This is a genomic window from Pseudomonas sp. rhizo66, from assembly GCF_031931925.1.
In the GTDB taxonomy this organism is placed as follows: Bacteria; Pseudomonadota; Gammaproteobacteria; order Pseudomonadales; family Pseudomonadaceae; genus Aquipseudomonas.
This window is the reverse complement of the sequence record NZ_JAUJWZ010000015.1, coordinates 112,405-133,782: the sequence shown is the minus strand read 5'-3', so window position 1 is coordinate 133,782 and position 21,378 is coordinate 112,405. Positions and strand designations below refer to the sequence as shown.

Below are 21,378 nucleotides of genomic sequence, written 5' to 3'. Positions count from 1 at the left end.
GGTTGAGACATCTTGACCACTGGCGCACGCAAAAAAGCCGTCAGACCCGTAATAAATTCAGCGCTCCGAGCCTCGACGTCCTACACGACGGTATTTTTTCTTACAAAACATGCGGAATCGGCTTAATTGACCCGGTTCGAGCATTGGGTCACCGTGTGCTGGCGGTATCGATCTTAAATCCAACACACAAGGACGTGCATGTAATGAGTGGATACACCCCATGGGCTCTTGCCGGTTCGAGAGCTGGAAAAGGTTGCAAGCAAACAGTTGAAACAATCGGCGGATGCTTCCATGCCTGGTCATGAAGCAAGAATACCCGTAAGTCCGGTTGGGCCCTTTGTAGAAAGTCGCGCGAATCACAAGTCCGATTTCAAAAACAGCGCCAGAACCACTGGAGAAGTTGATATGGAACCCCGTGTTACCGAGCTGGAAACCCATCTCAAATACCTTCGACGGGACATGGACGAAGTTCGCAGTGATGTCAGAACGATCAAACACCGGCTTGCCTACTCGGCGGGTGCAACAGCAGTGTTGCTCGGTCTGCTGGGTTGGGTGGCCAACAGCCGATTCGACCAGCTTGTGACATTGGTCAGCAATTAACTGAACAGTCATTGCAGGCGCCGTCCAGCGCGACGACGCCTGCATTTGCGGGGCCGCAATCAGTCCAGCAGGTCACTCAGCGGAATAAAGACCACTGAGTCTCCTTCGCTCAGCGTGCGACCTTCCAGCACTTCCACCAATCCGTCTGCCCACGCGGCGCTACGCAGTACGCCTGAGCTCTGGTTGCGGTAGACAGTTGCCCGTCCTTGCTCGAGGCGGCCACGCAGGTATTCACGCCGATTGCCGGCCACCGGCCAGTTGAAACCTGCTGGCACGGTGAACTTCAACGGCTCGACGTCCCGAACGCCCTGACGACGTAACAGATAGGGCCGAGTGAGCAGCGCAAAGGTCACCAGGGTCGACGCAGGATTGCCTGGCAAGCCAATCACCGGCACGTTGCGGAAATGGCCGAACGTCAGCGGCTTTCCAGGTTTGATCGCCAGTTTCCAAAGGGCAAGCTCGCCTTCTTCACGCAACGCGATACCCAAAAAATCCGCCTCACCCACCGACACGCCACCGGTGGAAAGAATCAGATCAACATCCTGCAACTCACCCAGACACGCACGGGTTGTGGCCAGATCGTCCGGAAGAATACCGGCGTCGATCACCTCACAGCCCAGACGTTGCAGCCAACTGCACAGCAACACCCGATTGCTGTTGTATATCTGACCCGGGCCCAGTGGCTGGCCCGGTTCGACCAATTCATCGCCAGTGGAAATCACCGCAACGCGAACCTTGCGCACGACCTTCAGCCCGGCACAACCCAACGAAGCGGCCAGCCCCTGCTCTATCGGACCCAATCGGGTTCCGGCTGGCAGAATCAGCTCACCGACAGTGGTTTCCTGACCTTGCGGGCGGATGTTCTGCCCGGCCTTCATTGGCTCAAGGAAACGCACCCTTTCATCGGTTTGAACCTCAGCATTTTCCTGCATTTCCACGCAATCCGCGCCAGCAGGCACCGGCGCCCCGGTAAAAATCCGTGCACAGGTGCCCGGTTTCAGCGGTTCCGGGGATTGTCCGGCGAACACCTTCTGGCTGACTGGCATCGGTTCGCCCGTCCAGTCGGCGAGATTCAGCGCATAGCCGTCCATGGCACTATTCGGCCAGGGCGGTAGATCCAGCGTCGAAGTCAGGTCTTCACCCAGCACACGCCCCTGAACCTGAGCCAGCGGCAAATATTCATGCTCGACAATTGGCGAGGCCTCGGCCAACTCAAGCAGACGCGCCAGCGCCAGCTCCACCGGCATCAGCGCGCCGGTCTTGCCCGGCTTACCCACGGGATTCACAAGGCGCCGCCTGCTTCAGATGAGTGACGAAGTTGCACGGGCGATGACGCGCGTCCAACTGCTCGCCCAGAATGCCGTCCCAACCGGTGCGTACGGCATTGGTCGAACCCGGCAGGCAGCACACCAGCGTACCGTTGGCCAGACCGGCCAGCGCCCGGGACTGCACCGTCGAGGTGCCGATATCGGCCACCGAGATTTGCCGGAACAACTCTCCAAACCCGTCTACCTGTTTGTCGAGCAGGCAGGCAACCGCTTCCGGTGTGCTGTCGCGGCCGGTAAAACCGGTACCGCCGGTAATCAGCACGACCTGCACAACATCGTCGGCAATCCAGGTGGCGACTTGCGCGCGAATTTTGTAGAGGTCATCTTTGAGCAAGACCCGCTCTGCCAAACGGTGGCCCGCCGCCGTCAAGCGGTCAACGAAGACCTGGCCTGAGGTGTCGGTTTCCAGGGTTCGGGTGTCACTGACTGTCAGCACCGCAATATTGAGCGGCACGAAAGGTACATCAGCCTTGGCTTTCATAGGCTCGTCCAGTTGTAGGAAAAACAGCCCGGTGTTATATCACAGCGCCCCATTTTTTCGCCGCCCCTCTGGAGAGCTGCCATGACCCACGATTCGCAATTGCCGCCCTGCTCCATTCTGCTTTTGGCAGGCGGGCGCGGCCAACGCATGGGCGGTCAGGACAAAGGCCTGGTCGAGTGGCTGGGCGAGCCGTTGATCGCGCATTTGCAGCGTAAGGTACGTGGGCTGACTGACGACCTGATTATCTCCTGCAACCGCAATCGCGAGCGCTACGCGCCGTTTGCCGATCAACTGGTGGTCGATGACGAATGCGATTTTCCGGGACCATTGGCTGGTATTCGTGCAGGTCTGAAAGCTGCACGCCATAGTCACCTGCTGGTTTTACCCTGCGACGTACCGCGAATTGATGCAGCGCTGCTGCACGACATGCGCAAGACCGCCAATCAGTATCCTGAAAAACCTTTAATGTTGCGCCATGACGAGCATTGGGAACCGTTGCTGTGTGTGATTCCGGTGGCCCTCCTAGCAGCCTTCGAAGATGCCTGGAATGCCGGTGAGCGCAGTCCCGGCCGGGTCATGCGCAAACTTGGCGCCACGGCGCTGCCGTGCCCGGACAACGATCCGCGTCTGGCCAACCTGAACACCCCCGAACTGTTAAATTCCCACAACACTGTGTCAGACTGACACCACTCAAGGAACTCTCACGCCTTGTATACGTCTCAAGCTCAGTAACCAAAAGAATTCCCATTCGGAGACACACTCATGACTCAACGGACCCTCGCCACTTTCATGCTCGCACTGGGCCTTGCCACCCTCGCCGGTTGCTCGTCGCCTACAGTGATCACCTTGAATGACGGTCGCGAAATCCAGGCCGTCGACACCCCGAAATACGATGACGATTCGGGCTTCTACGAGTTCAAACAGCTGGACGGCAAAGAAACCCGCATCAACAAGGATCAGGTTCGTACCGTTAAAGAGCTGTAAGCTCTGGATCGACCCCGGATACAGAAAAGCCCGCATTGATTGCGGGCTTTTTCATGGGCGCTCGAAAAGTGAAGTCGGTATCACCACTGCAGCGTGATACGGCTCTCGAATTCGCGCTCTTCACCGGTCACCGGGTCGATAAACCGCAGACCTTGCGCCAGCAGCTTCAGCGGATTGGCGTAATCATCCTCGACGTCTTTCAACACATCCGGATAAAACGGATCGTTGCAGATGCTCGCCCCCAGCGCAGTCATGTGGACGCGCAGTTGATGTTTCTTGCCGGTCACCGGAAACAAGCCATAACGCCACAGATCGCCATGTTTTTCCCGAACTTCCACCGCCGTTTCGGTATTGCTGGCGCCCGCGCCTTCCTGCATGCGGAAAAACGGTTCGCCATCGACCAGACGGCTCTTGTGCACCAGGGGGAAACTCAGATCGGGCAGTGCCGGAGCGATGGCCTCATAACGCTTGTCGATCTGCCGCGTGGGGAACAGCGACTGATAAGCCGATCGGGTTTGCGGATTGGCCGAGAAAATGACCAGTCCCGCCGTATGCCGGTCGATGCGGTGCAGCGGCACCAGGTGAGGATTGTTCAAGCGACGAATCAGCCTGCGCAACAGGGTTTGCTCAACGTATTCGCCGGCGGGCGTCACCGGCAGAAAATGCGGTTTGTCGGCCACCACCAGATGTTCGTCTGCATACAGAATCGACTCCACCACCGGGATCGGCTTCTCGTCCGGCACTTCGCGAAAATAATGAATCCGCAGACCTTCCTTGTAAGGCAGATCCACCGGGATCGGCTGGCCATGGCCGTCCAGCACGCGCCCCCGAGCGATGCGGTCCAGCCATTGCTCGCGGTCAATGGCGCTGAAATGCTCGCACAGACAATCGAGTACGGTCAGCCATTTACCGGGCGGCAGATAAAGTGTGCTCGCCTGATTCTGAGCAGCAGAAAATGTAGATGTGGACATACGAAAATCGGACCCTCAATGCAGGGAGGCATTATCCAGCACTGAGGGAAACCAACCTAGCGCAGAATGTTCAGGCCGGAATTGTTTTCAGCGCTGCGGCGTCAGTGAATTCCTTGAGCCAGCGCAATACATCGACTGCCTCCCAGCGGCCCGGATCGTACAAGGCGTAGAGCAGCCCCTGATAACCGACCACATCCAGTTGCTTGTGATAACCGGCACGCTGAAACAAGGCCTCGATTTCGGCAAAGCAGGTATTGAAATGCAGTTTGTTGAAGGGCGTCTTGCCTTCCGTGACCAGCCCGTCCAGGCGCAATTCGAGAACCGCCTCGCGCACCACGTCAACCGACATCCGGTTCACGCTGTTCTTCAACTGTTCGACATTGACCACGGTTCATCCCTCTGACGCATTTACTGTATGAACATACAGTAACCGAACAAAGCGCAAAATGCCAAGGAATGGATGGCAGCGGCGACCGGCGGGATAAACCGGAAAATGCGGATTAACCCAGAAACGCGACGACTTCATCAGCGCTGAATGGCCAGCCCAGCTCAGCCCCGGTGTCGATGCGGCGCAACACCGGGATTCGCAGGCTGTAAGCCGCATACCAAGCTTCATCCTCAGCAATATCGACCAGTTCGACCAACAAACCATGCTCGACAAGAGGCATCAGCTCGGCCTCGGCGACTTCACACAAGTGGCATCCAAGGGTGCCGAACAACTGACATTCAGGAGGCATGATTGATCAACCAAAAAATGAGTGGACCTATTCTAGGCCGCACCTGAAAACCCGTCGAGCCAGCGCCGCCCAAAGGCTCCAGCGCCTCAACAAAGGTTCACAGGCAAAATCCTGACGCAAATCAGTCCGCACAAAAACCAATTACGCGATCCTCCCGGTCTTTTTGCCTCTACGCTTGAAAAGCCTGATCTGACCTCGGAGTGTCCAGTGTTTGCCAATCTGTTGATCATCCTCGCCTCGTCCCTCGTGGTGATTGCCCTGTTCCGTCGCCTGCGATTGCCACCGGTTCTGGGTTATCTGTGCGTGGGATTGCTGGTCGGGCCGAGTGCCTTCGACTGGGTCAACGAGAGCCAACATCTGCCTGATGTGGCCGAATTGGGCGTGGTGTTTCTGTTGTTTTCACTGGGTCTGGAGTTCTCCCTGTCGAAGATGATCGCCCTGCGCCAAGTGGTGTTCCGCCTCGGCAGCCAGCAGGTGCTGATCAGCACTGCGCTGCTGGGTCTGCTGCTGATGCTGTTGGGCATGCCGATGACGCCGGCGCTATTGCTCGGCGCCGGGCTTTCGCTGTCATCAACGGCCATCGTGACCAAAGAGTTGGGCAGCCTCGGCGAGGTGTTCAGCAGTCATGGCCAGAATGCTGTCGGCGTTTTGCTGTTTCAGGACGTTATCGCGGTATTGCTGCTGACGTTGGTGCCGGTGTTTGCCGGGAGCAGCGAACAAGTCTGGTACTGGGCGTTGCCACTGACGCTGGCAAAAACCGTGGTGCTGTTTGTCGGTCTGCTGCTGGCCAGTCGCTGGTTGCTGCCGCGGCTGTTTCATGAAGTGGCCGCATCACGCTCGGCAGAATTGTTTGTGCTACTGGCGCTGGTGATTGTGCTGTTGACCGCCTGGCTGACCCACCTGTTGGGTCTGTCCCCTGCCCTCGGTGCGTTCCTCGCCGGCATGTTGCTCGGCGAAAGCCATTATCGACACCAGATCGAGGCGGATATCCGGCCGTTCCGCGACATCCTGCTCGGAGTGTTTTTCGTCAGCATCGGCATGCTCATCGACCTGCAACTGTTCGTCAGTCACAGCCTGCTGATCCTCGGGCTCACCGTCGGCTTGATGGTGATCAAGGGCATTGTCGTGGCCTTGCTGGTGAAGTGGCGCGGCAGTGACAGCGAAACGGCATGGCGCAGCGGTGTGGCGCTGGCCCAGGGCGGCGAGTTCTGCTTCGCCTTGATGGCACAGATGCAGCAACACAGCATGATGCCCGAAGCGCTGGGCGACCTGCTGCTCGCGGCGACATTCTGCTCGATGCTGCTGACACCACTGCTATTGCGCGGCGCACCACGCATCGCGGCAGTCCTGCACCGTAAACCCAATCAGGAGGCGCAGATAGAAGAGATCAGCGCCCTCAACGCCGACCTCAATCAGCACGTGGTGATTTGCGGCTACGGCCGCGTCGGCCAATCCATCGGTCGTTTCATGCGCAACGCCAAGCAGCCTTTTATCGCGCTGGACAATGACCCGGTGCGGGTACAGGAAGCCGCCAGTGGAGAAAGCGAAGTGCACTACGGCGACTCGTCGCGCGGCGATCTGCTGACTGCCGTTGGCCTGCTGCGCGCCAGATTGCTGGTGGTGGCCGTGGATCAGAGTGACATTGCCCTGCGGATCCTCAAGGAAGCACGTCGGCTCAACGCCCACGTACCGATACTGGTACGCACCCGCGACGACAGCCAATGGGCCGAACTGAAAGCTGCCGGCGCCACCGAAGTGGTGCCGGAGCTATTGGAATCGAGCCTGATGCTCGCCTCTCACGCCTTGATCATGCTCGGTCTGCCGGCGCATAAGGTGCAGGAAAAAGTCGATCAGGTGCGCATCGACCGCTATCGCCTGCTCCACGGCTTTTATCCCGGTAGCGACGATGCCGAGACTTAATCCTGGCTCACCGCGCCGATCTTGTGCAGCGACAGGTCGGCGCCGTAATACTCTTGTTCCTGACTCAGGCGCAGCCCGTGCAGCGCCTTGATTACGCCGTACACCGCGAAGCCACCGATCAGCGCCACGGCAACACCCAGCGTGGTGCCGATCAACTGGCTGATCAAGCTGACGCCGCCAATACCGCCGAGCGCAGTCTGGCCGAAAATCCCGCAGGCAATCCCGCCCCACACGCCGCACAAACCATGCAATGGCCACACACCCAAGACATCGTCGATGCGCCATTTCACCTGCGCAGCGGTGAAGCACCAGACAAACAGTGCGCCGGCGATCGCGCCAGTCACCAGCGCGCCGACCGGATGCATCAGATCCGACCCGGCACAGATCGCCACCAAGCCGGCCAATGGACCGTTGTGCAGAAAGCCTGGGTCATTGCGCCCGACAATCAGCGCCGCCATGGTGCCGCCGACCATCGCCATCAACGAGTTGACCGCCACCAGACCGCTGACGCCTTGCAGCGTCTGCGCGCTCATCACGTTGAAGCCGAACCAGCCGACAATCAGAATCCACGACCCCAACGCCAGAAAGGGAATGCTCGACGGTGCAAACGCCACCAGACGCCCCTCGCGGTAACGACCATTACGCGGCCCCAGCAGCAATACCGCCGCCAGCGCCAGCCACCCGCCCATGGCATGCACCACCACGGAACCGGCAAAGTCATGGAACGCGGCACCGAACTGCGCCGTCAGCCACGCTTGCAAACCGTAGTTGCCGTTCCAGACCATGCCTTCGAAAAACGGATAGATGAACGCGACGATCAGCGCCGTGGCGCACAACTGCGGTACGAAACGCGCGCGCTCGGCAATACCGCCGGAGATGATCGCCGGGATCGCGGCCGCAAAAGTCAGCAGGAAGAAAAACTTCACCAGTCCATAACCGTGATCGGCACTCAACACCGCCGCCGGCTGCATGAACGTCACGCCGTAGGAGATCCAATAGCCTATAAAGAAATAGGCCAGGGTCGAGACAGCGAAATCACTGAGAATTTTCGACAGCGCGTTGACCTGGTTTTTCTGGCGAACAGTACCGACTTCGAGAAAGGCGAAACCGGCATGCATCGCCAGCACCATCACCGCACCGATCAGAATGAACAAGGTATTGGAGCTGTGAACCAGGGTGTCCACAGCGCTTTGCAGATTTTCCATGAGCAGGCAGACCTAAAGGCGAAAAAGGCACCAAAGCGGTTCATGCGCACATTTCATGCACCAAGTTGCGACCGCGCAGTCACGGACCCCAAGGTCCGGCGAACTGCTTTGGCGCACAAGGTCGATGTCCTGACACGAACCGGGCTTGTTTGGGATAAGGTTTCTCAAGGCGCACGCCCGGCAACAGCGCACAACAGCCGGGCAACGCACCACGACACAGCAAAAGTTGTACCAGTCATTTGTACTGAACCTTCGCGCAAGGCTCATACTCGAACGCTTCAGACGTCACTTACGGAGATCCACCCATGGCCAGCATCAAGGCAAAGACTGCTCAAGAAATCCTGATGAACGACTTCCAGACTTTGGTCGCCGACACCGAACGCTTGCTCGAGCACACCGCTACCCTGGCCGGCGATCAGGCCGATGAGCTGCGCGGGCAGATTCACGACAGCCTGCTGCGCGCCCGCGAGACCCTGAAATTGACCGAAGAAACCCTGCGTGATCGCGGTCAGGCGGCAGTCACCGCCACCGAGGATTACGTGTCGGCCAACCCATGGCAGTCCGTCGGTATTGCTGCCGGTGTCGGCTTCCTGATCGGCCTGCTGGCTACCCGGCGCTGATTATGTCGATCGGTGAATCCGGCCCGACTGCGGGCACCGCCTCTTCCACGCGACGCCTGGGCGCCGCCGTTCTCGGTCTGCTGCACAGCCATGTCGAATTGTTCGGCATCGAATTGCAGGAGCAGAAATCACGCACGGTCAGTCTGTTGCTGTTCGCAGGCCTGGCCCTGGTCTTTGCCCTGTTGCTGCTGGTGGGGTTATCGACATTGGTGATGATCGTGTTCTGGGATACCTATCGCCTCGCTGCGATCATCGGCCTGTGCGTGTTCTATACCCTGGCGTCGATCTTCTGTGCGCTGCGCCTCAAGGCGGCGATTTTCGATGAATCATCGCCTTTCCACGGCACGCTCGAAGAGTTGGCCAACGACCGGGAGCGCCTACTGCCATGAGCCTGCCTGAACTGCCACACAACAGCTCGCGTCGGGAAATGCGCAAGGCGTTGATCCGTCTGCGCATGGAAATGCATCGCCAGGAAATCCGCCATGAAGCCGGGCAAGTGCTGCAGCCTCTGCAGCGCATGCGCGGTATGTCGCAAAACCTGCAAGGCGGTTTCGGCATCAAACACGCGCCTTTGTGGGGCGTGGCTGCCGTGACGCTATTGGGTTTCATCACCGGCAAAGGCGCGAAAAGCGGCGGCGTCGGTGGTCTGACCCGCTTGATCCGCCTCGGCACCAGCCTCGGGCCGCTGATCAAACTGGTGATGCAGAGCTCGGCGAAACGCTGAATAGATACATCTGGCTACATTCTTGCACTGTCGGCGGGATGAACCTCTTGATCCAGAGGTTCAATCCCGCTCGCCTACCCGGTTGGCGGGGTTCATCAGAACAAGAACCACTAAGGAGGCCCCGTGATCGACGGGCAACCGCTCGCCTGCTTTCAGCCTTTCATCGATACCGCCACGGGACGCATTGCCGGCGTCGAAGCGCTGGGGCGCATGCGCCAGGCCGACGGTCAACTGAACTCGGTCGGGCCATTGTTCGCCGACCCGCGCACACCCGCCATTGCCCTGCGCCGCCTTGATCGGCAGATCCGCGATAACGCCCTGAGCCGCCTGCATGAAGCGCCGGCAGACTGGTTTCTCAGCCTGAACATGTCGCCGCGCTGGATCAGTCGCCTGCGCGCCGATCAAGCCCTGCCCAGCCTCAAACAATTGGCGCGCTATGGTATCGATCCGCAACGCATCGTCTTCGAGATCACCGAACTGGGTGGCAACGGTCAACGTCTGGCCGAAGTCGTCGCGCGCTATCGCGAGGCCGGAGCAAGAATCGCCATCGACGACTTTGGCGCCGGCTACTCGCAGCTGGACCGAGTGCTGGCGCTGCAACCGGACATTCTCAAACTCGATATGCGCCTGTTCCAGGCTGCGGCACTGGGTGGGCCGAGTAGCGACGTGGTCAAGGCCCTCGCGCAGATGGCCGAGAAGACCGGCTGCTGGATCATTGCCGAAGGCGTCGAGACCGAAGCGCAGTTGAATTTCGCCCTGGAATGCGGATCGCGCTATGTGCAGGGATTCCTGTTCGCGCGGGCACAGGAGGCATTTTTCCCCACTGACGCGTTTGTGCAACGCTTCGCCGAACTGCGCCAGCGCTATGTCCGGCAGAAACTCGCTGAGCGCGGGCGGCTGATGCAGATGCGTCAGCAACTCGCTGACCTGATGTCGATCCTGCAAGCCTGGGCTCAGTCACACGCACCGTTGAGCGCATTGCCGCAACTGGACGCCTTCCCCTGGCTGCTGAGGTTTTACCAATGCGATCGCCACGGCACGCAGTTGACGCCCAATCTGGAATGGCGGCAGCACGGCTGGGTCGCCGACAACCGTTATCTGGGGCACAACTGGTCGTGGCGCCCGTACTTCTATCATTTACTCTCCGAAGGTTGGGAGGAGCGGCGGTTAACGCTCTCCAATACCTACCGCGATGCCACCAGCAATCAGTATTGCCTGACGGCCGGACAGTTTTTCGACAACGGTGAGCGTTTGCTGTTGATCGACATTGACGCGGCGGGGCTGTAGTTCCGCTTGCAGGGGCGGGCGTGAACCGGGAAGCTAGGGACCAAAGCCCCCAGTCACCTGACGGAGAGAACCAGCCTTGGATTGGCACACCCTGCTCAACCGCGAACGCCTCGGCAAGCCGCTGCACAGCCCGCAAGAACTTGGCCGCAGCCCTTTCCACAAAGACCACGACCGCATCATTTTCTCCGGCGCCTTCCGCCGCCTCGGGCGCAAGACTCAAGTGCACCCGGTCACCAGCAACGACCACATTCACACGCGCCTGACCCATTCGCTGGAGGTAAGTTGCGTCGGCCGCTCGTTGGGCATGCGGGTCGGTGAAACCCTGCGCAGTGCCTTGCCCGAATGGTGCGACCCGGCCGACCTCGGCATGGTGGTGCAATCGGCTTGTCTGGCCCACGACATTGGTAATCCGCCATTCGGTCATTCCGGTGAAGATGCCATTCGCCACTGGTTCCAGCAGGCAGCCGGGCGTGGCTGGCTCGACGGCATGAGCGAAGCCGAACGCGCGGACTTCCTCAACTTCGAAGGCAATGCCCAGGGCTTCCGCGTACTGACTCAGCTTGAATACCATCAGTTCGATGGCGGCACACGGCTGACCTACGCGACCCTTGGCACCTATCTGAAATACCCATGGACCGCACGCCACGCAGATTCACTGGGCTACAAGAAACACAAATTCGGTTGCTATCAGAGCGAACTGCCGTTGCTTGAGCAGATCGCCCATAAACTCGGCCTGCCGCAAATCGAAGACCAGCGCTGGGCGCGTCACCCGCTGGTGTACCTGATGGAGGCGGCTGACGACATCTGCTACGCGCTGATCGATCTCGAAGACGGCCTCGAAATGGAGTTGCTGGAGTACGCCGAAGTCGAATCGCTGCTGCTCGGGCTGGTCGGCGATGATCTGCCGGAGACCTATCGTCAGCTCGGCCCGCAGGATTCGCGGCGGCGCAAACTGGCGATTTTGCGCGGCAAGGCCATCGAACATTTGACCAACGCCGCCGCACGGGCTTTTGTCGAGCAACAGGACGCACTGCTTGCCGGCACACTGCCCGGCGATCTGGTCGAGCATATGCACGGCCCGGCCAAGCGTTGCGTGCTGAATGCCAAGGACATCGCGCGCAAGAAAATCTTTCAGGACAAACGCAAAACCCTGCATGAAATCGGCGCCTATACGACGCTTGAGATTCTGCTCAACTCGTTCTGCGGTGCAGCACTGGAACAGCACAACGGTCGTACGCCGTCGTTCAAAAGCCGACGTATTCTCGATCTGCTGGGCAATAACGCACCGGATCCTCAAGGTTCGTTACACGCGTCGTTTTTGCGCATGATCGATTTCATTGCCGGCATGACCGACAGCTATGCCAGCGACATGGCGCTGGAAATGACCGGCCGTTCAAGTCACTGATCCCGTCGCAGGCAGGCGGTCATGACGTTGGTCGCCCGCCTGCATTCCCTCGGTCAAAATTGCCCGGCGAGCCGTTAATAAACGACTGACAGGGCCATTGTTACCCATTGAGCAGTCAGCAACTTTAAACATTTATAAAAAGCCATTGACAGCCAGTACTTGCAAATCAATCAAGGCAAACTATAAGCCCGCTCGAATCCCGCACTTCCTTACGTCAAACCTAGTTTGGTAGTAGTCCGTTTCCTCATTAATTGTAGGAATAATCCGATAAGGTGACTGGAGCCACGTCACTTCATGCGAGTGCTCATTCAACTGAGCTAAGGTGCGCGCTTTATTCGTGCTTGCATGGGATTTGATTATGAACTCCGTTTTTATTGTCGACGATCACCCGGTCATCCGTCTCGCTGTTCGAATGTTGCTGGAGCATGAAGGTTACAAGGTCGTCGGTGAAACCGATAACGGGGTCGATGCCATGCAAATGGTGCGTGAGTGCATGCCTGACCTGGTCATTCTCGATGTGAGTATCCCCAAGCTCGACGGCCTGGAAGTCCTGGCCCGCTTCAACGCCATGGGTTCGCCGCTGAAGATCCTGATCCTGACGGCGCAGTGTCCGACGCTCTTCGGCATTCGCTGCATGCAATCCGGCGCATCGGGTTATGTCTGCAAACAGGAAGACTTGAGCGAACTGGTCAGTGCAATCAAAGCGGTACTGTCCGGTTACAACTATTTCCCCAGCCAGGCATTAAACCCGGTGCGTAGTGACGACGTTCGTTTTGCCGAGCTGGAACTGTTCAAATCCGTTAATGATCGCGAATTGATGGTCTTGCAACTGTTTGCCCAAGGGCGCACTAACAAGGAAATCGCCAAGGGCATGTTTCTCAGCAATAAAACTGTCAGCACCTACAAAAAACGCCTGATGCAAAAACTCAAAGCCAAGTCCCTTGTAGAACTTATCGAGATGGCCAAACGAAACGCACTCGTGTGAGAGCCCGCATGCCCAGCCGTTTAAAGGACTATTTAATTGCGTTGAGCGCAGGTCTTTACCTGAGCGCCAACGTGTTTGCCATGCCCGGCACCTCACCAGACTATGCCTTGCTCAGCCGGTCGGCGGACGAACCGGTGCCGGTCACGCTCGAACACTCCCAACGGCAGTGGCTGCTGACACGTAACGAACTGGTTCTGGGTACCTCCGCGCCCGACTACCCGCCTTTTGACATGACCACCAGTGGCAAGGATTACGAAGGCCTGACGGCCGACTACGCCGGACTCATCGGCCAGGCCACCGGTGTGCCGATCCGGGTGCAGCGCTTTCCCTCTCGGGACGCGGCGATTCGCGCACTGATCGACGGTCAGATCGACCTGCTCGGCACCGCAAACGGGTTTGAAGCGGGCAACGAGAACCTGGCGCTGTCGACACCCTATGCCATTGACCTGCCGGTGCTGGTCACCCGCGAAGATGAAACCCGCTCGCTCACCGACGGCCTCGCCGGGCTGCGGTTGAGCATGGTCTATCACTACTTGCCATTGCCCGAAGTCAAGGCGCTGTACCCCAAGGCGCTCATCACCTGCTACCCCTCCTATCAGAATGCAATCAACGCCGTGGCGTTCGATCAGGCCGATGTGTTCCTCGGCGACACCCTTTCAACTCACTACATGATCAACAAGGGTTACCTGAACAACGTGCGCATGGCCAATTTCGGCAAGCAGGAAGCCCAGGGGTTCAGCTTCGCCGTGAGCCGCAACAACCCGCAACTGTTGACCATCGTCGACAGCGTGCTCAAGGCTGTGCCGGCCATTGAGCGTGACAACATTGCCAAGCGCTGGAGCGCTGGCAGCGATCTGCTGCTCACCGACCGGAAACTGCAACTGAGCCAGCGCGAAGAAGCGTGGCTCAAACAGCATCCGGTCGTCAGCGTGGTGGTGAATGAAGCGTTCGCGCCGCTGACATTCTTTGACAACTACGGCAATTTTCGCGGTATCAGTGCCGACCTGCTCGAGCTGATCCGCCTGCGCACCGGCTTGCGTTTCGAGATTCGCCGCAGCCGCAACGACGCGGAAATGATCCAGCAGATCGACCGCCATCAAGCCGATCTGATCGCTGCATTACTGCCGACGGATGAGCGCGAAAAAACCCTCAGCTTCAGTCGTCCTTACCTAGAAAATTCCTACGTTCTGTTGACTCGCAAAAGCGCCGATGGCCCGACCAACCTGGGCCAGCTCAAAGACAAGCGGCTGGCGATTGCCCAGGGCAATCCGATGGTGGAGTATCTGCGTCGGGATTACCCGCGCATTCACTTGATCGAAACGGCCGATACATTCAGCGCGGTGTCGCAGCTCGCTGAGGGCCATGTCGACGGTGCTGTTAACTCGCTGGTGATTGCCAACTACTTCATTTCCTCGCGAATCTTCAATCAGGCGCTGCAGATCACCACCACCATCGGCACGGGCCAGGCGGCGTTTTCCCTGGCGACCGCGCGGGACAACACAGAACTGACGTCGATCATCAACAAGGCGTTGTTGAGCATCGCACCCGACGAACTGGGGGTGATCAATGGGCGCTGGCGCGGTTACTCCACTGTCTCGCAGAACATCTGGCACAACTACCAACGCCTGTTCTATCAAGTGATCATCGGCGCCTGCCTGTTACTGCTGTTGCTGTTGGCGTGGAACGCCTATATGCGCCATCAGATCAAACAACGCCAGGCCGCCGAGCGTGCGCTGAACGACCAGTTCGAATTCATGCGTTCGCTGGTCGACGGCACACCCCATCCGATCTACGTGCGCGACCGCCAGGGCCTGTTGCAAAGTTGCAACGAGAGCTATCTCGAAGTATTCAACGCCCGGCGCGAGGACGTCATCGGCAAAAGCGTCATCGAGGGTTCCCTGAGCAACGCCTTCGAAGCCCAGGCCTTTCAGGCCGATTACCAGCGCGTCGTCGCCGAAGGCACGCCGATGGTCGTCGACCGGCCTCTGCACATCGGCAACCGGCGCCTGACGATCTATCACTGGATACTGCCGTACCGCGACTCCTGCGGCGAGGTGAAAGGCATCATCGGCGGCTGGATCGACATCAGCGAGCGCCGTCAGCTGTTCGACGAATTACGTACGGCCAAAGAACGCGCAGATGAGGCAAACCGGGCGAAAAGTACCTTTCTGGCGACCATGAGCCACGAGATCCGCACGCCGATGAACGCGGTGATCGGCATGCTCGAGTTGACGCTCAAGCGCATGGATCTGCAGCATCCGGATCGCTCATCCATCGACACCGCCTACCATTCAGCCAAGGATCTGCTGGGTTTGATCGGCGATATTCTCGACATCGCACGGATCGAATCCGGGCGCCTGAGCCTTTGCCCGGAACGGGTCAATCTTGCCGATACCGTGGCGTCAGTCGCCAGGATCTTCGACGGCCTCGCCCGGCAGAAAAACCTCTCCCTGCAAGTCATCTTCAACCCACCGGATCTGGCGGTCGATGTGCATCTGGACCCACTGCGGTTCAAGCAGGTGCTGTCGAATCTGATCAGCAATGCGATCAAATTCACCGAGCAGGGACATGTGCGGATCACCCTCGACCTCATGAACACCGATGTACCTGCACGCGCCCTGATGCAACTGACCGTACAGGACAGCGGCGTCGGTATCAGTGCCGAGGATCAGCAACGCTTGTTCGAACCCTTTGCCCAAGCGGAAAACAGCAGCCAGCAAGGCAGAGGCGGGGCCGGTCTGGGATTGGTGATCAGCCGTAACCTGTGCGAAATGATGGGCGGGCAACTGCAATTGAGCAGCCAGCCCGGCATCGGCACCCAGGTCTGCGTCTCGCTGGCACTGGAAACCCTGCCGATACAGGTCAGCACGGTCAAAAGTGAACCCGCGATCAAGACCTCACAGACGCCTCTGCGCGTGCTGGTGGTGGATGACCATCCAGCCAACCGTTTGTTGATGTGTCAGCAATTGGAGTTTCTCGGCCATCACTTCAGCATTGCCGAGAACGGCTGCAGCGGCCTGGAACTATGGAAGGCCGGCCACTTCGATCTGGTGATTGCCGACTGCAACATGCCGTTGATGAATGGCTATGAACTGACCCGCGCCATTCGTCAGCAGGAACTGCAGGCGCGCTGCCCGCCGTGCATCGTGCTGGGTTTCACGGCCAATGCGCAGCCCGAGGAAATCCAGCGCTGCAAACAGGCCGGCATGAACGACTGCCTGTTCAAACCCCTGAGTCTGAGCCTGCTCAGCCAGTGGGTCGATGGCATCACGCCGACGTCAGCAGCGCCGGTATTCAACCTGCAAAACATGAATATGCTGACCGGTGGCAATCCTGCACAGAATCGCCGCCTGCTGGCTGAACTGCTCAAAAGCAGCCGTCTCGACCGAGAGGAACTGCTCGCGCTGTCGCCTGAACAGGATCGCGCGGCGCTGGCGGTGGTCGCTCACAAGATCAAAGGCGCGGCGCGTATCGCTCAGGCATCGCGCGTGATCGAATGTTGCGATGCCCTCGAACAGGCCTGCACCGAGGCCATGGCGACCGACGAAGTCGCTCGTCGTTGCGAGGCGAGCAGCCGGGCGATGCTCGAACTGGAGCAGGCATTACAGCAACAATTGGCGGTGTCGGATCGAAGCACAATGAGCTTGCCTTAACTATGCTTGGCGCTGAGCAGTGAGTTAACCATCATGGAGAGCCCGAAATGCCCAGCCCACTGCGCCCGGAGCAACGCCGGTTTCCGCTGCATGTGCACATCAGCGTCATGTTCACCTTCCTGTTGCTGCTCACCGGGGTCGTGCTCGGGCTGTTCAATTACCATCAGACCACGCAGATCATCCTCTCGAGCAGCGAAAAGCTGTTCGAACGGATCGAACAGGACGTGCGGCTGGACATGTCCGCGACCTATCAGCCAATCCGCCACCTGCTGCGTTTGCTGGCGGACAACCCCGCCACTCAGGGCACACGCCTTGAGCAACGCCTGCCCTTGCTCCGGCCGTTCAGCCAGTCGCTCAGCGACAATCCCAACCTGGCGTCGCTGTACCTGGGTTATGCCAATGGCGACTTTTTCATGGTGCGCCCGCTGCGCAGCGCGGCGCTCAAGACACTGCTCAAGGCCCCTGAAGCGGCGGCGTACCAGGTCTGGAGTATCGAGCATGACCCGCAGGGCACGCTGCACTCGCAATCGCTGTTCTTCGATCAGGCTCTGACGCTGGTCAGCCGTCAGGACAACCCCGACGACAGTTACGATCCGCGTAGCCGTGCGTGGTTCAACGATGCCCGTCAACAAGACGAACAGATCACCACCGAGCCCTACGTGTTTTTCTCCACGCACAATGTCGGCACGACGCTGGCCCGCCGCAGTGGCGAGAACGCCGTGATCGGCGCGGACCTGACGCTGGTCGCCCTGTCCGCCGCGCTGAGCAAACATGTCGTCACACCGTCCACCGACATCGCCCTGTTCGATGCCGAAGGCAATGCCGTGGCCTACCCCGACAGCCAGCGCCTGATCGTCGACGGCAGCACCACGCACCTGGCCAAAGCGGCGGATCTGAGTCCGGGCTTGCACGCGCTGCTGTCAGGCCCGAACACCGGCAATCGCCTGAAAGCCGAGGGGCGGCAGTGGATTGTCGCCCGCAGCAGCATTCAGGAAGGAGGGCCGAATGGCTTGCAATTGGCGCTGCTGGTGCCGGAAGACGAGTTATTGGTCGATGCCTACCGCCTGCGCTGGCAAGGCGCGTTGATCACCCTCGCGACCCTGTTGCTGTGCCTGCCGCTGGGCTGGGTAATCTCGCGGGTGCTGGTCAAGCCGCTGCATGCGCTGGTCAAGGAAGCCGACGCAATTCGCAGCTTCGATTTCAATTTTCCGCTGGCACGCCGTTCGCCGGTGCTTGAGGTCGACCAGTTGAGCGTGTCGATGGCACGGATGAAAGACACCCTGGCGAGTTTCTTCCGGATCACTGACACCCTCGGCGCCGAAACCCGTTTCGCCTCCCTGCTGCAGCGGGTGCTGTTCGAAACGGTGCAGATTGCTCAGGCACAGGCGGGGCTGATCTATCTGCGTGAAAGCGACAGCAGCCGCATGGAGCCTTACGGGCTGGTGATCGATGGCGCGCCACAGACCCTGAAGGCGTTCGACATTCAGGGCCACGACCTGCAACAGAGCAAAGCTCCGGCATGGTTCAGACAATTGGTCAGCGCCAACAACGTGGTGAGCAACTTCGGCTTCGAGCAGGCCGGCGATCTGCAGAAAGTCCTGCTGGCGATGCAATCACCGCGTGTCCACCTGATCGGCATCCGCCTGCACAACCGCCACGACGAAACCATCGGCCTGCTGATTCTGCTGGTGAACGACAGCGGCACAGCGGCCGATCTGGAGAAACTGCGCCCTGATCGCATCGCGTTCCTGCAAGCCGTCTCCGGTGCGGCGGCGGTGAGCATCGAGAGCCAGCGCCTGCAAGCCCGCCAGAAGCAATTGCTCGATGCCTTCATTCAATTGCTCGCCGGCGCGATTGACGCCAAGAGCCCGTACACCGGCGGCCATTGTCAGCGCGTGCCAGAGCTGACGCTGATGCTCGCCCAGGCGGCAGCGGCCAGTCAGGCACCGGCGTTCAGTGCCTACCAACCGAGCGAGGATGAATGGGAAGCCCTGCATATCGCGGCGTGGCTGCACGACTGCGGCAAGGTGACGACGCCGGAATACGTGGTCGATAAGGCGACCAAACTGGAAACCATCAACGACCGCATCCACGAGATCCGCACGCGTTTCGAAGTGCTCAAGCGTGATGCCTGGATCACCTATTGGCAGGCACGCGTCCTGGGCGGCGATGAGACAGCATTGGCCGAACTGCGCGACGCCACGCTGACGGCGCTGGACGACGATTTTGCGTTCGTCGCGCGCTGCAATCTGGGCAGTGAAGCGATGGCTGAAGCGGATTTGCGACGGCTTGATCATCTGGCGCAACGGACCTGGCTGCGCACCCTTGATGACCGCCTGGGCGTATCCTGGGAAGAGAACCGGCGTCAGGCGCGCACGCCGGCGCCGAGTTTGCCGGTCAGTGAAAAGCTATTGGCGGACAAGCCCGAACACCTGCTCGAACGCGACCCGAACGAGTTGATCCCCGAAGACAATCCATGGGGCTTCAAACTGGATGTGCCGCGCTACAAATACAATCGCGGCGAGCTCTACAACCTGAGCATCAGCCGCGGCACCCTGACCCGCGAGGAGCGTTACGTGATCAACCACCACATGGTGCAGACGATCATGATGCTCAGCCACCTGCCCTTCCCCGGCCACCTCGACAGCATTGCCGAAATCGCCGGCGGTCATCATGAAAAAATGGACGGCACCGGTTACCCGAAACGCCTGACGCGTGAGGACATGAGCCTGCCGGCGCGGATGATGGCGATTGCCGATATCTTTGAGGCGCTGACCGCGGCCGACCGCCCATACAAGAAAGCCAAAACCCTGAGCGAGGCCCTGGCGATCATGGCCACCATGTGCCGCGAGTCGCACATCGATGCGCCGCTGTTTGGATTGTTCATCAACGAAGGCGTTTACCTGCAGTACGCCGAGCGCTTTCTCGATCCTGTGCAGATCGACAGCGTGGATCCGGCCAGCCTGTTGCAAAAGGCTGGCCTCACTGCGTGATCAGCAGTCGGTCAGACGCAGGAAAATCGCCGCCAGTTGCTCGATACCGGCCTGATCCTGCACGCCGAAACGCGAAAGTTTCGGGCTGTCGAGGTCGAGTACACCGATCAGGCGACCGTCCTTGACCAACGGCACGACCAGCTCGCTGTTCGAGGCGCTGTCACAGGCGATATGCCCCGGGAAAGCATGCACGTCTTCAACCCGCTGGGTTTGCAGAGTGGCCGCCGCCGCGCCACACACACCACGGCCAAACGGAATGCGCACGCAGGCGATCTGGCCCTGGAACGGGCCGAGCACCAGCTCCTCGTTGCGATTGAGGTAGAAACCCGCCCAGTTCAGATCATCGAGCTGGTTGAACAGGAACGCCGAAAACTGGGCGGCGTTGGCGATGAAGTCACGCTCGTCCGCCAGCAGCGATTCCAGTTGCGCGGCCAACATGCCATAGCCTTCGAGGCCCTGGCCGCTTTGTTGCAAATCAATCATGCCTTGTGCTCCAACAATTTCAGTCCCACCCAATAACGGGCGAATTGGTACGCGCAACGTCCATTGCGATTACCGCGGCCGGTGGCCCAACGCACGGCGAGGATGTCCAGTTCTTCGTCACGCTGCCAGCTCAGACCGGCCTTGGCCGCCAATTGGCCGATCCAGTGCTCGACGACGTTGAGGAAGTGTTCTTGGGTAAACGGATAGAACGACAGCCACAGACCGAAACGGTCCGACAGCGCGATCTTGTCTTCAACGGCTTCGCTGGGGTGCAGTTCGCCGTCGACGCGTTTCCAGTTTTCGTTATCGCTCTCCTTTTCCGGCACCAGGTGGCGGCGGTTGGAGGTGGCGTACAGCAAGACGTTGTCCGGGGCCTGCTCGAGCGAGCCGTCGAGTACGCTTTTGAGGACGCGATAATCGCCTTCACCGGATTCGAACGACAAGTCATCGCAAAACAGCACGAAGCGTTGTGGCAGTTTGCCGATCTGCTCGACCACCCGTGGCAGATCCGCCAGATGATCGCGCTCGATCTCGATCAGGCGCAGGCCGGCGGCGGCGTGTTCCGCCAGCAAGGCCCGCACCAGCGAAGACTTGCCGGTACCGCGCGAACCCCAGAGCAACGCGTGGTTGGCCGGCATGCCATCAAGAAACTGTTGGGTGTTGCGCCCCAGTTGTTCGAGCTGACGGTCAACACCGATCAGGTCAGACAGGCGCATGTCGAGGCTGACTTCCAGCGGCAGCAGATAGCCGCTGCGCCCGTCGCGCTGCCAACGCGCCGCCAGACAAGTGCCCCAGTCGATCGCCGGCCGTGGTGCCGGCAACAACGGTTCGATCCGCGCCAGAACCGACTCGGCGCGTTCAAGAAAAGCATTCAATCGGGAATCCACGTCTTCTCCTCGGGCACGTTCACAGTGATGATGGCGATACTGCGACGACACACAGATAAAAATCACCCTACCAAGCCTTGTTACAAGGCGATTCGGGAACCTCGGTATCCATACA

At 59.5% G+C, this 21,378-nt stretch carries 20 protein-coding genes; 12 read left to right on the top strand and 8 right to left on the bottom strand.

Annotation, left to right across the window (positions count from 1 at the left end; translation table 11 throughout):
• Positions 1 to 291 precede the first annotated feature (291 nt).
• A complete protein-coding gene (locus tag QZR14_RS18715) occupies positions 292 to 600 on the top strand; it encodes a hypothetical protein (protein WP_311997391.1) in 309 nt (102 codons plus the stop codon).
• Positions 601 to 659: 59 nt separating this feature from the next.
• Here QZR14_RS18715 and QZR14_RS18710 read toward each other — a convergent pair whose 3' ends face one another.
• Together QZR14_RS18710 and moaB are read right to left on the bottom strand one after the other, a co-directional pair.
• Positions 660 to 1,886, bottom strand: coding sequence for a molybdopterin molybdotransferase MoeA (locus tag QZR14_RS18710; protein WP_311997364.1), 1,227 nt, complete (start codon positions 1,884 to 1,886; stop codon positions 660 to 662).
• Positions 1,870 to 2,409, bottom strand: coding sequence for a molybdenum cofactor biosynthesis protein B (moaB, locus tag QZR14_RS18705; protein ID WP_093435105.1), 540 nt, complete (start codon positions 2,407 to 2,409; stop codon positions 1,870 to 1,872). The genes QZR14_RS18710 and moaB overlap by 17 nt, the downstream gene beginning before the upstream one ends.
• An 81-nt stretch (positions 2,410 to 2,490) precedes the next feature.
• Between moaB and mobA the strand changes: the two genes are divergently transcribed.
• The gene (gene mobA, locus QZR14_RS18700; protein WP_311997363.1) at positions 2,491 to 3,093 is read left to right on the top strand and encodes a molybdenum cofactor guanylyltransferase MobA; all 603 of its coding nucleotides are present in this window, start codon (positions 2,491 to 2,493) and stop codon (positions 3,091 to 3,093) included.
• Between the two features lie 78 nt (positions 3,094 to 3,171).
• On the top strand, positions 3,172 to 3,393 hold the full coding sequence (locus QZR14_RS18695) for a YgdI/YgdR family lipoprotein (RefSeq protein WP_007908660.1): 222 nt from the start codon (positions 3,172 to 3,174) through the stop codon (positions 3,391 to 3,393).
• Between the two features lie 80 nt (positions 3,394 to 3,473).
• On the opposite strand, the gene QZR14_RS18690 is transcribed toward QZR14_RS18695, so the two are convergent.
• The 3 genes from QZR14_RS18690 to QZR14_RS18680 form a co-directional block, all read right to left on the bottom strand.
• A complete protein-coding gene (locus QZR14_RS18690) occupies positions 3,474 to 4,364 on the bottom strand; it encodes a pseudouridine synthase (RefSeq protein WP_250606108.1) in 891 nt (296 codons plus the stop codon).
• 70 nt (positions 4,365 to 4,434) lie between these two features.
• The gene (locus tag QZR14_RS18685; protein WP_093435111.1) at positions 4,435 to 4,752 is read right to left on the bottom strand and encodes a transcriptional regulator; all 318 of its coding nucleotides are present in this window, start codon (positions 4,750 to 4,752) and stop codon (positions 4,435 to 4,437) included.
• A 112-nt stretch (positions 4,753 to 4,864) separates the two neighbouring features.
• A complete protein-coding gene (locus QZR14_RS18680) occupies positions 4,865 to 5,101 on the bottom strand; it encodes a glutaredoxin family protein (RefSeq protein WP_250606107.1) in 237 nt (78 codons plus the stop codon).
• A 207-nt stretch (positions 5,102 to 5,308) separates the two neighbouring features.
• Between QZR14_RS18680 and QZR14_RS18675 the strand changes: the two genes are divergently transcribed.
• On the top strand, positions 5,309 to 7,021 hold the full coding sequence (locus QZR14_RS18675; RefSeq protein WP_311997362.1) for a cation:proton antiporter: 1,713 nt from the start codon (positions 5,309 to 5,311) through the stop codon (positions 7,019 to 7,021).
• Here the strand turns inward: QZR14_RS18675 and QZR14_RS18670 are convergent.
• A complete protein-coding gene (locus QZR14_RS18670) occupies positions 7,018 to 8,226 on the bottom strand; it encodes an ammonium transporter (protein WP_311997361.1) in 1,209 nt (402 codons plus the stop codon). The two genes, QZR14_RS18675 and QZR14_RS18670, sit on opposite strands and share 4 nt — an antisense overlap.
• Positions 8,227 to 8,531: 305 nt before the next feature.
• Here QZR14_RS18670 and QZR14_RS18665 point away from each other — a divergent pair, with 305 nt between their 5' ends.
• The 8 genes from QZR14_RS18665 (at position 8,532) to QZR14_RS18630 (ending at position 19,893) form a co-directional block, all read left to right on the top strand.
• A complete protein-coding gene (locus QZR14_RS18665; protein WP_038364228.1) occupies positions 8,532 to 8,846 on the top strand; it encodes a DUF883 family protein in 315 nt (104 codons plus the stop codon).
• Between the two features lie 2 nt (positions 8,847 to 8,848).
• The gene (locus tag QZR14_RS18660) at positions 8,849 to 9,235 is read left to right on the top strand and encodes a phage holin family protein (RefSeq protein ID WP_007908652.1); all 387 of its coding nucleotides are present in this window, start codon (positions 8,849 to 8,851) and stop codon (positions 9,233 to 9,235) included.
• Positions 9,232 to 9,570 carry a hypothetical protein gene (locus QZR14_RS18655; protein WP_093435122.1) on the top strand — a complete coding sequence of 113 codons (339 nt, stop codon included), beginning with the start codon at positions 9,232 to 9,234 and terminating at the stop codon, positions 9,568 to 9,570. Before QZR14_RS18660 ends, QZR14_RS18655 begins: the two co-directional genes overlap by 4 nt.
• 123 nt (positions 9,571 to 9,693) lie before the next feature.
• Positions 9,694 to 10,857: an EAL domain-containing protein gene (locus tag QZR14_RS18650; protein ID WP_311997360.1), complete on the top strand. Its 1,164-nt coding sequence runs from the start codon at positions 9,694 to 9,696 to the stop codon at positions 10,855 to 10,857.
• A 76-nt stretch (positions 10,858 to 10,933) separates the two neighbouring features.
• The gene (locus tag QZR14_RS18645; protein ID WP_250606103.1) at positions 10,934 to 12,262 is read left to right on the top strand and encodes a deoxyguanosinetriphosphate triphosphohydrolase; all 1,329 of its coding nucleotides are present in this window, start codon (positions 10,934 to 10,936) and stop codon (positions 12,260 to 12,262) included.
• A gap of 358 nt (positions 12,263 to 12,620) precedes the next feature.
• A complete protein-coding gene (locus QZR14_RS18640) occupies positions 12,621 to 13,247 on the top strand; it encodes a response regulator transcription factor (protein ID WP_034155223.1) in 627 nt (208 codons plus the stop codon).
• A gap of 8 nt (positions 13,248 to 13,255) precedes the next feature.
• Entirely contained in the window at positions 13,256 to 16,900 is a 3,645-nt protein-coding gene (locus tag QZR14_RS18635) for a transporter substrate-binding domain-containing protein (protein ID WP_311997359.1), read from the top strand.
• A 47-nt stretch (positions 16,901 to 16,947) separates the two neighbouring features.
• On the top strand, positions 16,948 to 19,893 hold the full coding sequence (locus QZR14_RS18630; RefSeq protein ID WP_311997358.1) for an HD domain-containing phosphohydrolase: 2,946 nt from the start codon (positions 16,948 to 16,950) through the stop codon (positions 19,891 to 19,893).
• Here QZR14_RS18630 and QZR14_RS18625 read toward each other — a convergent pair whose 3' ends face one another.
• The gene (locus QZR14_RS18625; protein ID WP_311997357.1) at positions 19,894 to 20,376 is read right to left on the bottom strand and encodes a GAF domain-containing protein; all 483 of its coding nucleotides are present in this window, start codon (positions 20,374 to 20,376) and stop codon (positions 19,894 to 19,896) included.
• Entirely contained in the window at positions 20,373 to 21,263 is an 891-nt protein-coding gene (locus tag QZR14_RS18620; RefSeq protein WP_250606099.1) for an ATP-binding protein, read from the bottom strand. The genes QZR14_RS18625 and QZR14_RS18620 overlap by 4 nt, the downstream gene beginning before the upstream one ends.
• Between the last annotated feature and the right edge of the window lie 115 nt (positions 21,264 to 21,378).

Coding starts and splice junctions, on each gene's coding strand:
- QZR14_RS18660 (WP_007908652.1), top strand. CDS start 8,849: ATGTCGATCGGTGAATCCGGCCCGACTGCGGGCACCGCCTCTTCCACG.
- QZR14_RS18670 (WP_311997361.1), bottom strand. CDS start 8,226: ATGGAAAATCTGCAAAGCGCTGTGGACACCCTGGTTCACAGCTCCAAT.
- mobA (WP_311997363.1), top strand. CDS start 2,491: ATGACCCACGATTCGCAATTGCCGCCCTGCTCCATTCTGCTTTTGGCA.
- moaB (WP_093435105.1), bottom strand. CDS start 2,409: ATGAAAGCCAAGGCTGATGTACCTTTCGTGCCGCTCAATATTGCGGTG.
- QZR14_RS18625 (WP_311997357.1), bottom strand. CDS start 20,376: ATGATTGATTTGCAACAAAGCGGCCAGGGCCTCGAAGGCTATGGCATG.
- QZR14_RS18630 (WP_311997358.1), top strand. CDS start 16,948: ATGCCCAGCCCACTGCGCCCGGAGCAACGCCGGTTTCCGCTGCATGTG.
- QZR14_RS18640 (WP_034155223.1), top strand. CDS start 12,621: ATGAACTCCGTTTTTATTGTCGACGATCACCCGGTCATCCGTCTCGCT.
- QZR14_RS18695 (WP_007908660.1), top strand. CDS start 3,172: ATGACTCAACGGACCCTCGCCACTTTCATGCTCGCACTGGGCCTTGCC.
- QZR14_RS18690 (WP_250606108.1), bottom strand. CDS start 4,364: ATGTCCACATCTACATTTTCTGCTGCTCAGAATCAGGCGAGCACACTT.
- QZR14_RS18715 (WP_311997391.1), top strand. CDS start 292: ATGCCTGGTCATGAAGCAAGAATACCCGTAAGTCCGGTTGGGCCCTTT.
- QZR14_RS18680 (WP_250606107.1), bottom strand. CDS start 5,101: ATGCCTCCTGAATGTCAGTTGTTCGGCACCCTTGGATGCCACTTGTGT.
- QZR14_RS18635 (WP_311997359.1), top strand. CDS start 13,256: ATGCCCAGCCGTTTAAAGGACTATTTAATTGCGTTGAGCGCAGGTCTT.
- QZR14_RS18655 (WP_093435122.1), top strand. CDS start 9,232: ATGAGCCTGCCTGAACTGCCACACAACAGCTCGCGTCGGGAAATGCGC.
- QZR14_RS18665 (WP_038364228.1), top strand. CDS start 8,532: ATGGCCAGCATCAAGGCAAAGACTGCTCAAGAAATCCTGATGAACGAC.